Source organism: Enterococcus sp. AZ109 (assembly GCF_051714625.1).
GTDB lineage: Bacteria > Bacillota > Bacilli > Lactobacillales > Enterococcaceae > Enterococcus_A.
Window position 1 is genome coordinate 652,138 of record NZ_JBIOSF010000002.1, and the last position, 15,542, is coordinate 667,679.

Genomic DNA, 15,542 nt, shown 5'->3' on the forward strand with positions numbered 1-15,542 from the left:
TTTTATTCTGCCAAAGTCTTGACCGCTGCCACAATTATTGGGGATTCTTTCTCATCAATCGTGCGCACATCCAAATAATTAGCCTGACTTTTAATGCGGCTGATAATCGGTACTCGGCTTTCCCGCAGTTTTTGCTGTACCTCTTCTGCTGAGAACTTATCTGATTTTAAAGCCACCACATAGGTTGGCAGTAAATGTTCCGGATATGAGCCGCCACCTACCGCACTAGCGTCTTTTTTTACCATTATAGATAGCTCGTCTGCGACTTCTTTTAACTCCGCCGCTAAACTTTCAGCTTTTTGACGACACGCTTCTTCATCTAAAGACAGCATGTGCAACACTGGAATTTCCTTCACCGCTTGCGCTGGGTCTAAATACAATTCGAAAGTCGCTTCTAATGCACTCAAGGTCATCTTGTCGATTCGCAATGCTCGCAATAATTGATTTTGCTTCATTTTCTCGATATAAGCCTTTTTCCCAACAATGATGCCGGCTTGCGGGCCCCCCAACAGCTTGTCGCCACTGAAGGTCACCACGTCACATCCCTGCTCCAACGCTTCTTTCACTGTCGGCTCATAAGGCAATCCAAATTGCCGCATATCAATAAACAAGCCGCTACCTAAATCATTAATCAACGGCAATCCCGCTTGATGGGCCAACTCCGAAAGTTCCGCCAACGAAACACTTTCCGTAAAACCGACAATTCGATAGTTGCTGGTATGGACCTTCAATATTCCGCCAGTTTCTTCGGTTATGGCCTGCTGGTAGTCCTTCAAGTGGGTTTTATTAGTGGTTCCAACTTCGATAATTTTTCCACCACTGGAAGTCACCACATCGGGAATGCGAAAAGCCCCACCGATTTCCACCAACTCACCGCGAGAAACCAAAACTTCTTGGTCTTTGATCAAGGTACTCAAAACAAGCAGGACCGCCGCCGCATTATTGTTCACCACTAGAACATCCTCTGCGCCGGTCAGCTCTTTGATAATTTCCACCAAATGACTGTAGCGAGAGCCCCGGATGCCCGTTTCCAAATCAAACTCTAAATTGGAATAATGGAAACTAATGTCTTCCACCTGCTGCTTCACCCGTGAGCTTAAAGAAGAGCGGCCTAAATTCGTATGGATCACTGTGCCAGTACCGTTAATCACTCGTCGCAGTGAAAATTGATGCTCTACTAATTGCTGGGAGATCATTTGCTCCAATTCCGCCAGTTCCGGTAATTTTTTGCGTTTTTCCTGCAGCACTTCTTGGCGAATCGAACTTAGTGTTTCCTGAATCGCCGCCTTCACTGCTCCTCGGGGATACTTCTCCACTAATACTTCTATCGCTGGACGTTTTAAAAGGACATCCACTGCTGGCAAATTCGCCAAAAGTCCCTGAATTTTTTCTGCCATAATTTTCCTACTTTCCTTCCGTCAATGCCCGCAAGGCACGCAGGACTTGATCGACTTCCTCTTGGGTGGTAAATCTGGAAAAGGAGAAACGAACTGTTCCCCGTTCTGCCGTCCCCAACGCTTCATGCATCAAAGGGGCACAATGATAACCCGGTCGCGTCGCAATTTCGTAATCCGCCCACAGCAAATCACTCACCAACGCCGAATCGGCATCCGCGATATTCAAAGAGAACACATTAACTCGCGCTCCTTCAAAATCACCATACAAAGTAACCTCCGGCATTTCATTCAACTGCTCCACAAAATACTGACCTAATTCTTCCTGGCCCGACACAGGATTTTCCATCCCCCATTCAACTGCCGCTCCAAGGCCAGCGATTCCCGGCACATTTACCGTTCCGGCTTCCAACAACGTCGGTAATTCCTTCGGCTGTGTTTTGGAAAACGAACGCATCCCATCACCGCCGGTTAACACTGGTTCGATATCAACATCTTTACGAACACAAACGCCGCCGGTTCCCTGTGGTCCATACAAGGATTTATGCCCCGTAAAACAAACTGCCGCAATCTTCTCGTCACTCAAATCAATCGGCAAAACCCCTGCCGTTTGAGAAATATCCAAAATCAACAATAAGTCGTAGCGTCGGCAAAAAGCCTTCACCCAGTCCAAGTCCAACACATTACCCGTCACATTACTGGCATGGTTGCAGACCACCACCTTCGTTTCCGGACGCAACTTTTCTTCGAATTCCAAATAGTTCAAACGCCCAGTCACCGCATCACTGCTGACAAAATCCAGCGTTGCTCCTGCCTCTGCCAATTGATACAAAGGCCGCAGCACCGAATTATGTTCCCAACTGGTGGTCAGCACGTGATCCCCTGGCTGAATCACACCTTTTAACACTTCGTTCAAAGCCACCGTCGCATTATTGGTAAAAGCTACTTCATATTTATCCGTTGCCTGAAACAGCTTTTTCAGCGATTCCCGTGCATCTGCCACCACTTGATAGGCCTGCAAAGAATATAAATGCGCCCCACGAGAAGGATTACCATAGCTGTTAGCACTCAATACCTCCGCCACTTTTTCCGCCACCACTTTTGGCTTGTGAATTGTCGTCGCGCCATTATCAAAATAGAAACTCAATGCTATTCCCCCGTTTCTGTTGATGCTCCTAGGACCCGATAGTTTTCCACCCGTTTGGTAATTTCCTGCTTGTCCATGTATTCCAAAATCAGCATCGAGGACTTCCGACTGGAATTGGTCATGTCCCGGAAATCCCCTAAGGTCATCTGCTGGTTTGCCGCAATTGTTTTTCGGGCCTGTTGAACTGCCTGCCAATATACTTTTGCCAACAACACATACTCATGAGTCAAGAAAATCACCGTGTCGCCATTCAACGACTCCAACACCTCTTCAGCATTTTTATCTAGATGATACAGCTCTTCTTTTTTCACCGGCGTGTAGCCGTTTTTCGCTAACGTATTTTCGATTTTTTCCTTGGCGGCCTGTTGATATTTGTTAAAGGTCACCTCAAAGTCTGCCGCAGCCAATTTATCCTGCTGCTCCTTGATCGTCCCGTTTTCCTTCAGCAAACGAATCAACGCCGATAATTCTTTTTCTGCCAGCTGATCCCGCATCCGGGAACGAAACTCTTCTACCGGCATCCCAAGTCGCAGACGATGTTTCTTATGGTATTCATTTAACACCGTCAACGCTTTATCCTGCAAAGCTTGATAACTGGTTTCTGCCAAATAGCCGGACTTGGTTTCGATCACTTGCTGATTCTCTACCATTTCCGTCAGCAACGGACTCAATTCTTCCGCTGACTGCCCTAAATATTCATGCAATTCCTTCAAGGTGGTAAACGGCTGTTTCTTATTAGTCATAAAATCAAGAATAATTTCTTCAATACTGCCGGCTTCCTTGGCTTTCAAGCTTTCCAAAATTTCTACCTTGAAACGACGATGCTTAGTTGGCGCCGCATCCAGCACTTCGCCCCCAGCAATCGTGTGCATCGGCGAGTAAGAACGCAAAATAAAATGATCCCGATCCTTCACCGCCACCTGATCCTCCAAGCGCAGCTGCAAAAAGCCTTCTGTTCCCGGCTCAATCCATTCCGTGCCCAGTGGTACTGTCCGCGCCATGACTTCTCGGGTTCCAATCAACAAACGAACCCGATCCCACAGACCAATACCTGTTTCAACTTCTGGCAGACATTTCACCTTCACATCCAGCATCCACGTTGGCTGCAAATTAGCCGAAGCCGACAAAACATCTCCCCGCTCCAGCTCGTCTTTACCAATATTTGCCAAATTCAATGCCGTCCGCTGCCCCGCCTGAGCCTGCGCCACATCCTGTTCGTGAACCTGAATATTTCTGACCCGCACTTTTTTGCCGCTAGGATAGACAAACAATTCGTCGCCGGTGTGAATCGTGCCGTCCAGCAAGGTTCCGGTAATTACCGTGCCAAAGCCCTTCACACTAAAGACCCGGTCAATGTTCAAACGGGCAATCCCGTTGCTGCTTTTTTCCGTTAGTTCCTCCGAACGCGTCTGGATCGCCTGCCGCAATTCCTCAATCCCAGTTCCGCTCACTGCGTCGGTTTCGATAATGTCTACCTCAGCCAGCGGCGTATCCGAAAGCTGCTCGCGAATATCTTCCACTACTAATTCCTTCAGATCCGGATCGACGGTGTCCACCTTGGTCAGCACCACTAGAAAATCCTGAATCCCCAGCAAGGTTAAAATATCAATGTGCTCCTTGGTTTGGGGCATGATCCCTTCGGCGGCATCAATCACCAACAGCACCAAGTTAATCCCCGGCAAACCAGCCACCATATTTTTAATAAACTTTTCATGACCGGGCACATCCACGATCCCCACACGCTGCTGATTGGGCAAATCCAAATAAGCGAAGCCTAAATTAATCGACATGCCCCGCTTTTTTTCTTCCTTGGTGGTGTCGGTTTCGATCCCAGTTAGGGCCTTAATTAAGGTGGTTTTGCCATGGTCAATATGTCCTGCTGTCCCGATTACAATATTTGCCATTTAAAGGTCCTCTCTTAATTCATAGTCTGTTTTCAACCCAACACGAGTCACATGATAAAAGCCTTCTGATTTCACATTTCCCTCTTTTAAAAGTTCTCGTAGCTGACCTTCTTCTGCCAGTTCGAACTTTAAAGAAAAGCCGCAACTGGCGTGAATTTTCTCCGGTGTCGGGATAATTCGCACCTTCAGTTGGGCTTCCTTGGCTAGTTTTTCCGCTTTCATGGCTTCGTGGGTTGAGTAAAAAAGAGTTACTCCATAGGTTTGCATAGTCGGCTCCTTTATGGTTTCACCACTTTTGGTGCTTGGCGCATCATTTCCACAATGCGGTACATGTTGGTGATCTCACCAATCGCCACTTTTTCCGTTAATTCAAAGAAATTCAAGCAAGCGCCGCAGGCATAAATTTCCACACCTTGATCTGCCAGCATTTGCAAGTCCTCCAACGAATCCGAATCTTTGGTCACTAACGAAACCCCGCCGTTGTAGAAAATTACCTGCTTCGGCAACACATCCTGTTCAGTCAGGGAGTAGATAAACATCTTCAACAGATTTTTACCCAATTCATCCGAACCGCGCCCCATCACATTCGTATCCACTACCACGATATAATCTTCGGTGGTCACGACTTCTTCCACCATTTCCGGATCAGCCATTTCCACCAAATCCTGATTGCCTTTTGCGATAGTCACCTTGTAATCATCACCGATTGGTTCCATTTGATAAATGTAGCCCAATTGATCCGCCATTTTTTTCAGATTCTGGGTAGCAATTTCATTATCTACTAACGTTTCCACCGCATCATTTTCTTTTAAGGCTTTTTTCGTTTCAATTACTGGTAACGGACAAGCCTTGCCAATTGCATTGATTTTATACATAATCCTTTTCCTCCAAATACTTCTTGTTTAGTTTCTGCCAAAAACAGTACTGGCAGCTATCTCTTATTAAGGTAATTATTTTCTCTGTAAAATAAGGCTTATTTTCGTTGCGCATACCATTCTACTAAGTGGCTCGTGACAAGTCCTGATTTAAAAATATTTTCTTGAATCTCGATCCTTTACGTATTGCGAAAAGTAGAACTGGCACTATTGCACGATTATATCTTTCTCACCACGCTCAGTCACCACACCGAAATCCTGGGCGGGTATCCCAGCTGCTTGCAGTTCTTTCACCAAGGCTTCCACCTGATCTACTGGCACACTCACCAAAAGACCACCAGAAGTTTGCGGATCGAATAATAATTCTTCAATCGCAAAATCATCCACCACAAAATTCATCTTTTCTTCCATGTAATTGCGATTGCGCTGACCACCGGCCGTCAAAATAAATTCCTTGGCCCCCGCATACGCTTCTTCAAAGTAGGGCAGCTGACTAGACAGAATCTCCGCCGAAAACTGCTCATTTAACATCTCAGCCAAATGCCCTGCCAGTCCAAAACCAGTCACATCCGTACAACCGTGAATCTCGTACTTGCGAATAATATCCATCGCGTATTTGTTCAAGGTCTGCATGCTTTCAGTTGCCTTCACGAATCCTTCTTCACTAATCTCGCCAGCACTGTATCCAACTGTGATGATGCTTACACCCAACGGTTTAGTCAGTACTAAATGATCCCCTGCCTGGCAAGTATTATTTTGATAAATCCGGTTCGGATCAATTGTCCCCGTCACCGACAAGCCATATTTTACCGAGTGGTCGTGGATCGAGTGCCCGCCGGCCAAAATCGCGCCAGCTTCCAGTACCTTTTCCGCACCCCCGCGTAAAATTTCTTTTAAAATCGCCAAATCCTTTTCTTCCGGAAAGGCGACTATATTTAAAGCTGACAGCACTTCGCCCCCCATCGCATAGACATCACTCAAGGCGTTGGCTGCCGCAATTTTGCCAAATAAATACGGATCATTCACCATCGTTGGAAAAAAATCCAACGTCTGAATAATCGCTAAATCATCTCGCAGTTTAATAACAGCCGCATCATCGGTTGAATCAAATCCTACCAGTAAATTTTCACTACTTGATTTTGGCAAATCTGCTAATAACTCTCCTAAATTGCCGGGACCGATCTTGGCATTACAGCCACCGCAGACAATTAATTGTTCAATTGTATCCATTTGTTCATCCCACCTCCGCACTTTCTATTATAACAGTTTACCTATTGGTTCTCCATGTAAGCGGCTAACTTTTTCTGTACCATAAAAAAACTATTTACTCAAAGATGCTTGAGTAAATAGTTCCCATTTTTTTATTGTGCAACTGCTGGTTTGCGGCTCTTACGGATATACGTGATGCCTGTAATAATAACTACTACAATGATCACCCATGTAAGAATCGTCAAATCCAGATTCGTCACGAATTTCGCCGCAATAATTACACCGACGATCCCACCTAAAGCAATCCCCAGACTGACTTTGCGAGAATATTCACCAGTTTTGATAAAGTTCAAACTTGCAACTGGCATCAAGGCGCCGCAGGAACCGGACATAATTGGAAATGCTACTAAAGGACTCAAGCCCAGCATGTAAACCATTGCCATACATGGTGCATACAATCCGACACCAATTGTCATTAAAGCCCCGAAAATCCCGTTACCGATAATCCCAACAATCAACAATCCGCCAGATAAACCAGTGGCTGTATTTCCTTCACCTAACAAGTTAATCAAGCCCAATGAACGCAAGGCCATTAAAATGGCGGTGACGATTAACGCCCACCCCATCCAAAATTGAACAGTTTTTTCTGGTAATTTTGTTACAGTCTTTGAGCCCAGCCATGATCCAACAATCGAAGCTGCGATCAAAGAGAACAACGTCAACGGATCAACATTCACTACTGTGATAAAAATAAGTCCTTCTAATAAACATGAAAGTGCATGTCCAACGTTGAGTGTCCCAGGTAGATGCCGATCGGTTTCTAATTGCTTGGTGGTGTCCAGCAGCATCGCTGTAGGGGCAAAGCTCCCAATTCCCAATGTATCAAGAAAGTCGGTAACAAAACCAATAATAATGGATATAATCCAATTCCCACTGCCAAGATTGTTCCTATGCTTGACCAAGTCTCTGCCTAAAACAACAATATGCATTACTGCAAATAAAACCAATACGCCTAAAACAATTTGTATCGCGAGTTGTGCCATTTTCTCTTCCTCCAATTTTTTTAAAAAGACCACTCGTCCCTCCAAAATGAAGAACAAGTAGTCTTAATCATAACATACTATGCAGCTGCAGGTCTCATACTCTTACGAATATACGTAACCCCAGTGTAAATAATAACAGCGATAATGATATAAGTCAGAATTTCCAAGTCCAAACCTGTAACAAATTTCGCTGCAATAATTACCCCAACGATCCCACCAATGGTAATCGCCAAGCTTACTTTACGGGCATAGTCCCCTTTCTTAACAAAGTTGATACTTGCTACCGGCATCAAACCAGCACAAGAACCCATCATTACTGGGAAAGCTACTAATGGGCTTAGTCCCAACATGTAAACCATCGCCATACATGGTGCATACAAACCAACACCGATTGTCATCAACGCACCTAAGAAGAAGTTGATCACTACACCAATGACTAGCTTAATACCAGTTAAGGCAGTCGCTGTATTATCGGCACCCAAGATATCGATCCAGCCCTGTTGACGCGCGAACATTAATACTGCAGTAACGATTAACGCCCAGCCCATCCAAAGTTGGACTTTCTTTTCTGGTAAGCCTGTTACTAATCTTGAACCAATAAACGCACCCACTGTTGCAGAAGCGATCAATGAAAATAACGTTACTGGCGAAACATCTACTACTGTAGTGAAGATGAACGCTTCAACCAATACCGGAATCCCATGCCCGACGTTCAGTGTTCCTGGCAATAAACGGTCATTGGATAATTGCTTCGTGAAATCCAGCAGCATCGCAGTCGGCGCAAAGCTCCCAATTCCAAGTGTATCCAAGAAGTCAGTAATAAATCCGACAATCCCTGAAACAATCCAGTTTCCATGCCCCAAATCATCTTTATGGACAACTAAGTCACGCCCCATATTCACTGCGTGCATTAAAATCAAAACAACATATATTCCTAAAATAACTGTAACCATATTCTTACCCCTCCTTCATTTCTATCCTAGAAGAAATCCGTCCTTCAAGGAGTCTTTTGGATCAACCAAAAATGTGTTATACCCAGTAACATAAGCTGATCCAGATACGCGAGGGATAATCCCTTTGTAGCCACCCACTTCAGCTTCTCTAACAATCTCACCTTTGAATTTCGTGCATAAAATACTTTCGTAAACAAACGTATCGCCAACCTTCATTTCGCCCTTGCCGTATAAGGTCGCAAGCTTTGCGCTTGTACCAGTTCCGCAAGGTGAACGGTCTACCTGACCATCCCCGAAGACAACCACGTTTTGATACGTTGCATCAGGACTAGTTGGCGGTCCATAAAATTCCACCAAGTCCACTGTTTTAATGTGTTCCAAGGTTGGATGTTGAATTTCCACTTGCTCATTGACGGCATCACGAATAATCATTCCCAAGCGATTGAATTCTGAGGCATTTTTAGGCTCAATCTTCAAGTCCAATTGTTCAGCTGGCAAAATCGCAAAGAAGCTACCGCCAAATGAAATGTCGATGGTCAATTCGCCCACTTCAGGCACATTGACTTTGACGCCTTCTTTATATAGGAAGGATTCAACATTTTCAAATGAAACTGATTCTGCTGAAAAGTCTTCATCTAAATGCACGGTACCCCGCACGATGCCTGCTGGTGTGTCTTGAACGACCTTCACTTCACGATCGCCTTCTTTTACCTCAACCCAGCCCTGTTCTACAGCTGAAGTCATGGCCGCGATCGTATTGTGTCCGCACATGTTTAAGTAACCGCCGGAATCCATAAAAATAATACCGTAATCCGCTTCGTCGTTTACCGGCTCGGTAATAAACGCACCGAACATGTCCCGGTGGCCCCGTGGTTCAAGCATCAGCATCTGACGCAATTGGTCCTGCTGTGTTTCTAAATATTCTCTTTTTTCAGCCATCGTTTTACCAGGAAATTTTGGAATTCCGCCAATAATCAAACGTGCTGCTTCACCTGCTGTATGTGTGTCGATTGCTGAGATCATTTTTGATACTTTCATGTGTATCCTCCTTATAGGTAAGGAAATAATTTTTCCAGGAAAACTCACTTGATCTTCATCTCATGCTCTGCTTTTTTCAAAGCAAATAAGAACGTCATTTTCACAGAAAAATTAGTTCGGTTTTCATGTCAGGCTTGCTATGCTGCCCAACTATCTAAGTGTTTGATTCTCTTTACGCATCTTTAATTTGATTGAAGCTAAAGCCTTCGCTGCATCCCGTTGATTGATCGTGTTTTCACCAACTACTTCGGTTTCAATGCCTTTTTCTGATTTATTAAAATCCAAAACATGCTCTGTATAGGCATTTTCCACCACAAACCTCGCTTGTGAACCGATGAACTTTAAACCAATTACGCTTATATCACGCTGGCCGATTTCCTCCAGCATGTTGGCAAAGTCCACGTCAGAATTCCCCCAGCCGTCGGTAGAAGCGATCACGCCGTTTGTGCGCATGCCTTCCAACCAAGCTGCGACCCTGCGACCAACCAAGTGTTTCATTACATTACTTTGGGGTGTACCAACAACAACTATCCCTTGAAAATCAATATCCGGGTCGTTGGCTAACAAATCCACCAAAGGGTCCTGAAAATGATGCAGCGAAGTCTCTTTCGTTGATGGACCGATTCCCATAACATCTCCCCCTCACAAAATTCAGACTAAACCATCGAACGGATCGCACCATCGCGATATTCATTGGCTGTTAAATACACCGGCATGTTGTTCATGTCAATGATCGATACCCCGCCGGAAAATCCGCTGGGCTCGTGAGGAAACAGCAGCATGTCATACATGGCGCCTTGTCCTGCCACCTGTTTCACCAGGGCCACTTTCGGTTTTCCTGGATGATTGGTTTCTTCATACACATGGGTTTCAACTGCCTGCGTGCCTTCTAACATCTTCATTCGTTCCCGAATTTCTTGAACATAGCGATCCACGATTTCGAACATTTTCAAACTCAGCTCACGATTAAAAGGAGTGCCCTTTTTCGCCACTAAGTCAATTAATATAATGAAATCGTTCTCTTTCGGTGTTCCTGCCCGATTCAAAACCAGGTGATCCCGCAAATTCCCTTCAGAAGAGCCGAACTCATGCATCTGTTCGCCTTCTTCAATCGCACCGGTCATGACAACTGCCACGCCGGTCAAGGTATGGGTGATCCCGGTCCCCAAAGACCCCAATACCTTCGTGGATATCGGCAGGACATCCATGATGGTATTGGTTTCAATATCCAGTTGATTGGGTTGGAGTACTTGAATGGTTAGTTCCTGAATCTCGGGGCAGCCTGCCTCAAAGTCGGCTGGAATCGTTAACCGATCGGCCTCCACATGGAAGTGATCACCAACTGTGACCTCCTCCATGTGGAAAACTCTGATTTTCAGTGCTTCGCCTCGCATAAATTCACCTACACTCTATACGTGTGCAATATACTCGTATGGTAATGGAACAATCTTTCCTGGTGTTTCAATGGTAACTAAGTTGGTTAAGGTATCCTTCAAGATACCTGTTTGCATTTCAATGTTGTGTGGTTCTCCAGCATTTGCGCCCATTGGAACCATCGGTGCAACCGCACGTGGTGATCCATTTTGACGAACAACTGGTGGTAATGCTGCAATTAAAATAGTAGGAATTCCCGCTTCCTCAATAGCTCTCTGCACGATCACGGCAGTTCTATGACAGGTTCCTCAGCCAGCGGTCATTACGACAGCGTCGACTTCTTCGTCAACTAATTTTTGAGCGATCTCTGGACCAGTTACATCGTGAAATGCTTCTTGGTCTCCCCCGCCGCCCATAAATGCGTAATGTACTGGTGCTGCTTCTTTAATAAATCCAGCTTTTGCTAGTTCATGCAGACGATCGATCGGGAACATTGCGTTCACGTCACGGTTTACGTCTCCATTATCGTATCCACCATGAGATACCATTAATTCATCGCTTGGTGTACCATCTGGAACCTCGCGGTACGTAGTATCTCCTGCTAAATTGAATCGTTTATCACTTTTTAAATGAACACCCGCTGCTGTAGCTAAAGCAACGCGCATTTCCTTAAGCTCTTTTGTGACGGGTGTGAAGACAGATTTCGGCGTAATCGGCACGAAAATTTCTGACTGCAGCCCTTCAAAGACTGTTAAGCCCATGTGTTAATTCTCCTCTCCTTGTGTCTGTTCTTGTTTTTTCAGAGCTTCCAAACGACGACGCTCATGCTCTTTAATGGCATGTACATAGTGGTCATTAGGTTCTTCTTCCAAAACTTCGGGATAAGTCATTAAAAATCCCACTTCTTGTCCAATCGCTAAATCGTATTGGGAAATCAGCATCCGACGAGGGATTTTTAATTGCCCTAAACGTCCTTTAATGTCGATGGTTACACTTGCGTCATGAAGTTCGACAATGATTCCCTCAAACATTTGCTCGGTTGACGTATATTTGAGTAAATCCATTCTATCCATAGTTTTTCGTCACCTAAATTTCTAGTCTTTTTCGTAAATTTCTTGACGTTTTTTGCTCTTAGGTAAAATTTGCTCATTGTCGACAAGGTCAATCTTCTTGCCCGTTGTTTTTTCAATGATTTCGATGTTGTTCAATTTCACGTTTGGGTTCCATTTGCGTTCAGCCTTTTTAATTTCGCCGCCGCCCATCAATGTTTTCAACATTGCCAAGTCGCGAATTGCATCTTCTTTACACAACGTATTGTTCGACAAGATTTCGTTTTCGATCCCTTGTTTTGATTTGTTGTTGTCCACCATCGCACCCATTTCAGTATTCCCTACTACTAGGGCACCCTGCATCGCTGAGTAAGAATCGCCGACAACTTTCACACCACGTTTTCCAATTTCTTCAATATGTGAAGCAAAGTCAATGTGGTTGTTCCCAAATCCTTCAGTCGTTACAATAGCTCCGTCAATATCCATCGCTTCAACAGTCATACCTAGACGTTTTGACACATAATATTTTTCCGTATTTGCTTGTGGTGAACCAACAAACATAATACCGACTAAATCAATTTCTTCATCATTCATGGCTTCAATCACCAATGGTTCTCTCCAGTAATGACGAGAAGTTTCCTTCGATGCAGGCCCAATACATGTTAAGGCATGGATACCGCCATCTAAAACTTCAGTTGGAGCTAACATAATTGGCAAGTTCCCAAGGTCAACGTTTGGTTTCGCACCTAACGTTCCCACTGGTTCAACCGGCATAATCAAGTTGTCGTGCATTGCTCCTTGACCCATGATTTCTTTTACGATCAAGACCCGTTTGTTGCCACGACGACGTGTTTGAACAATTTCTTCTGAGCTTGCTACCAAGGATTCGTCCGCTTCTTTAATGGCTACGCGAATTTCTTGGGCAATGTAATCAGACACTTTATGAGCAGCCAATGGTCCTGGACGTTCCATGTTGGCATGTGCTTTGATGGTTACTTGCGTTTTAATGAAGATTTCGCCTTTTTCTGGTGCACCAGGACGACCCCACATGATATTGCGGTCTAATTCACCTTCCGATGAACCAAATTCCCCGATTTGTACCCCATTAGCATCGGTACCAGTCACGACTAATACGACGCCATCCAAGACGCGGGTAACCCCATGGCCGATTTCACCTTCTGCTTTAGCAGCAATTGGCTGTACGTCCATGATGGTTTCACTATATTCTTCATAACGATCTGGTGTAATAATTTCAAATGTCATGCCTTCTACCAATTCTTCTAATTCAACGGCTTCGGCACACATATCTTCCATTTTACGTAATGTTAAGGTTGTTCCTTCGATTTTGGTTTCATCGCCAAATTCAACTTTGTCAATTTTTAGATGATCCCGACGTACGGAACGAACCACTTGTTCTTCGACTTTTTCTTCTGCCCCCGCAATCGGTGCTTGCGGTGCAGGTGCGGCTGCTTGTTGTTCTGCAGGAGTAGCAGGTACTGAAGGCATTACGCCCATTGAACCGACTACTGACATAGGAACCTCTAAGTCAATGCCTCTTCCTTCCGCAATGTGAATTTTGATGGTTTGTCCTCCATAAGCAGGTACTGGAGGCACTGGATGAACAGGTGCAACAGGTTCAGGAGCTGCTTCTACTGTAGGCTCTGGTTCAGCTGGTGCTGCCGGAGCTTCCTCTGCAACCTCTTTTACCCCATCAAGAACTTCTCTCGTTAAAGGAATCAAAGCATCAGTTGTTTCCTTTAGAGTCGTGCCAAGTACTTGTTCGATTGTTAACACGTTTTCAGGAATCTCTAGTAATCCTGAATCTTCCAAATCTTCAAAGATCGCTGGATCTTCTAAATCATCAGGCGCGATCACTTTCCCTGCTTCTGCACGGCAACATAATACTGCAGGATCTTTTGCATGTTCTTTAGCAGTTTCTGCTGTAATAGACATTCGTTAATTCCCCCTAAAATTTTTCTATTTCGTCGGTAATTTACGATATAGTCTGTGCCCGTCTGCCCGCAGTACGTGATCAGTGTGATGATAAACCGGAACTCCTAACCTAGGAGCTACACCCATGACGGTGTTTGTTCAATCAGAACAGGACCCGGTCATTACTACCTCGGCTCCTTGTTTCTTCAAGGCTAATACCGTTTGAGCTTGACCCGGACAAATACCTGGTAAGGCACACCTATATCTTCCATTTACTTCTACCATTCGCTTGCAACGTTCTGCAGCAACAACTTCGGCACCCATGTTATTGACAATTTCGGTCATGCGTTCGGCTGAACCGCCGCACTCACATATCAATAAACCGACTTTACGATGTTCTTGTGGAAATGGCATAGCAACTAAGACACCGCCGCTAGTTTTGGTAATTGGTGTGGTTTCCTCACCGCTGCGACCGGTCATTGGTCCGCCGATTACAATTTCGCCATGAGGCTCGACGTAACCGCCAACATTATTAATCAAGGTCTTCACCGGTGTTCCGATTGGTACATCCACAAATACTGTTTCCTTTTGCTTCACTCGACCGGAAACCGTCACATCCTTGTCAATAAACGGCTTACGATCTTCAATCGCTTCTGCAATTCGTTTAATTGTTTCCACATTATCAACGACCGCTCCTACTGCGATAGGAATCTGGCCTGGTTCCAAAATGACATCCATCACTTCACGAACAATCATCCGTTCATCCCCAGCTGGATAAATATCCGGCAATTGATAGACTTCGATATTCGCTTCTGACTCAACAGCTTTAATCATCCGCATCACCAATTGACGATGCTTAGCTTTGACGGCAATCACACCTTTTGGCGCTTGCGTCATTTCCATACAATACTTCATTCCGCGAATTAACTGATCAATGTGTTCACCCATTTGTTTCACATTATGAGCAAGCAGCGCTTCACATTCTGCGCCGTTAGCAATGAACAATCCTTCGGGAATCTCACAGTTAAGCTTCAAGTAAGTCGGAAAACCAGCTCCGCCAGCCCCGACAACGCCTGCTTCCTCCACCGCTTTAATCATGGTGTCGGTGTCAGGAATCGGAACATAGCTGGAAAAATCCTGCTCCTCATCAATCATGAGAACCACATTTTCCTCGCTGACATCTACGACTTTCCCAGAAAAACTGCTGTGAATGTTGGCTCCAAGACCATTTGGCTCCGCAACCAGCTGACCTCGTTTGACCATTTCTCCTGCTTTGACAATCCCTCGGCAAGGAGCACCTACGTGTTGTTTTAATGGTATAAGAATCTGTGTCAAATTATTTCACCTCCCCCGCTTTTATCTTGTTCGAACTTGAGCAAATCAGCCGCCCTTAGTTCAAATAAAGCATATCACAACCAACAATTTTAATAAAGGTGATTTCCAAGCTTTTATCTTTTTTTCTTGATAATTTTATCCCTGAAACTAGTCTTTTGGCTAATTATTTTTAAGGTTTACTATAGAACGATCTAAAAGGTGCTTAACATCAAGAAAACGCTATTTTTTCGTATAAATGAGCTTTTTTGTCTAAAAAAGTATTTTCTAATCTATTTCTTTCTGTATTTTA

General features: G+C 44.7%; 15 protein-coding genes. All 15 read right to left on the minus strand.

The annotated features are described in order from the left end of the window. Positions 1-2: 2 nt before the first annotated feature. Positions 3-1,397, minus strand: a complete 1,395-nt coding sequence (gene selA / locus IGI42_RS19765; RefSeq protein WP_438717748.1) for an L-seryl-tRNA(Sec) selenium transferase — start codon at positions 1,395-1,397, stop codon at positions 3-5. Between the two features lie 7 nt (positions 1,398-1,404). Further along, entirely contained in the window at positions 1,405-2,541 is a 1,137-nt protein-coding gene (locus tag IGI42_RS19770; protein ID WP_438717749.1) for an aminotransferase class V-fold PLP-dependent enzyme, read from the minus strand. 2 nt (positions 2,542-2,543) lie between these two features. Beyond that, positions 2,544-4,445, minus strand: a complete 1,902-nt coding sequence (selB, locus tag IGI42_RS19775; protein ID WP_438717750.1) for a selenocysteine-specific translation elongation factor — start codon at positions 4,443-4,445, stop codon at positions 2,544-2,546. Next, the gene (locus tag IGI42_RS19780) at positions 4,446-4,712 is read right to left on the minus strand and encodes a DUF3343 domain-containing protein (RefSeq protein WP_438717751.1); all 267 of its coding nucleotides are present in this window, start codon (positions 4,710-4,712) and stop codon (positions 4,446-4,448) included. Between the two features lie 11 nt (positions 4,713-4,723). Further along, positions 4,724-5,320 (minus strand): sulfurtransferase-like selenium metabolism protein YedF, encoded by a 597-nt coding sequence (yedF, locus tag IGI42_RS19785; RefSeq protein ID WP_438717752.1) that lies wholly within the window; start codon positions 5,318-5,320, stop codon positions 4,724-4,726. 207 nt (positions 5,321-5,527) lie between these two features. Then, positions 5,528-6,550 (minus strand): selenide, water dikinase SelD, encoded by a 1,023-nt coding sequence (selD, locus tag IGI42_RS19790; RefSeq protein ID WP_438717753.1) that lies wholly within the window; start codon positions 6,548-6,550, stop codon positions 5,528-5,530. Positions 6,551-6,681: 131 nt separating this feature from the next. Continuing rightward, a complete protein-coding gene (locus IGI42_RS19795; protein WP_438717754.1) occupies positions 6,682-7,572 on the minus strand; it encodes a TSUP family transporter in 891 nt (296 codons plus the stop codon). A gap of 77 nt (positions 7,573-7,649) precedes the next feature. Beyond that, a complete protein-coding gene (locus IGI42_RS19800) occupies positions 7,650-8,525 on the minus strand; it encodes a permease (RefSeq protein WP_438717755.1) in 876 nt (291 codons plus the stop codon). 21 nt (positions 8,526-8,546) lie between these two features. Next, positions 8,547-9,563, minus strand: a complete 1,017-nt coding sequence (locus IGI42_RS19805) for a proline racemase family protein (RefSeq protein ID WP_438717756.1) — start codon at positions 9,561-9,563, stop codon at positions 8,547-8,549. Between the two features lie 150 nt (positions 9,564-9,713). Continuing rightward, positions 9,714-10,193 carry a glycine/sarcosine/betaine reductase component B subunit gene (locus tag IGI42_RS19810; protein ID WP_438717757.1) on the minus strand — a complete coding sequence of 160 codons (480 nt, stop codon included), beginning with the start codon at positions 10,191-10,193 and terminating at the stop codon, positions 9,714-9,716. A 26-nt stretch (positions 10,194-10,219) separates the two neighbouring features. Next, positions 10,220-10,957 carry a proline reductase cluster protein PrdD gene (prdD, locus tag IGI42_RS19815; protein WP_438717758.1) on the minus strand — a complete coding sequence of 246 codons (738 nt, stop codon included), beginning with the start codon at positions 10,955-10,957 and terminating at the stop codon, positions 10,220-10,222. A 15-nt stretch (positions 10,958-10,972) separates the two neighbouring features. Next, positions 10,973-11,698 carry a D-proline reductase (dithiol) protein PrdB gene (gene prdB, locus IGI42_RS19820; RefSeq protein ID WP_438717759.1) on the minus strand — a complete coding sequence of 242 codons (726 nt, stop codon included), beginning with the start codon at positions 11,696-11,698 and terminating at the stop codon, positions 10,973-10,975. A 3-nt stretch (positions 11,699-11,701) separates the two neighbouring features. Further along, a complete protein-coding gene (locus IGI42_RS19825; protein ID WP_438717760.1) occupies positions 11,702-12,010 on the minus strand; it encodes a CBO2463/CBO2479 domain-containing protein in 309 nt (102 codons plus the stop codon). A 21-nt stretch (positions 12,011-12,031) separates the two neighbouring features. Further along, complete coding sequence (gene prdA / locus IGI42_RS19830; RefSeq protein WP_438717761.1) at positions 12,032-13,939, minus strand: D-proline reductase (dithiol) proprotein PrdA; 1,908 nt, start codon at positions 13,937-13,939, stop codon at positions 12,032-12,034. A 24-nt stretch (positions 13,940-13,963) separates the two neighbouring features. Further along, complete coding sequence (prdC, locus tag IGI42_RS19835; protein ID WP_438717762.1) at positions 13,964-15,253, minus strand: proline reductase-associated electron transfer protein PrdC; 1,290 nt, start codon at positions 15,251-15,253, stop codon at positions 13,964-13,966. Between the last annotated feature and the right edge of the window lie 289 nt (positions 15,254-15,542).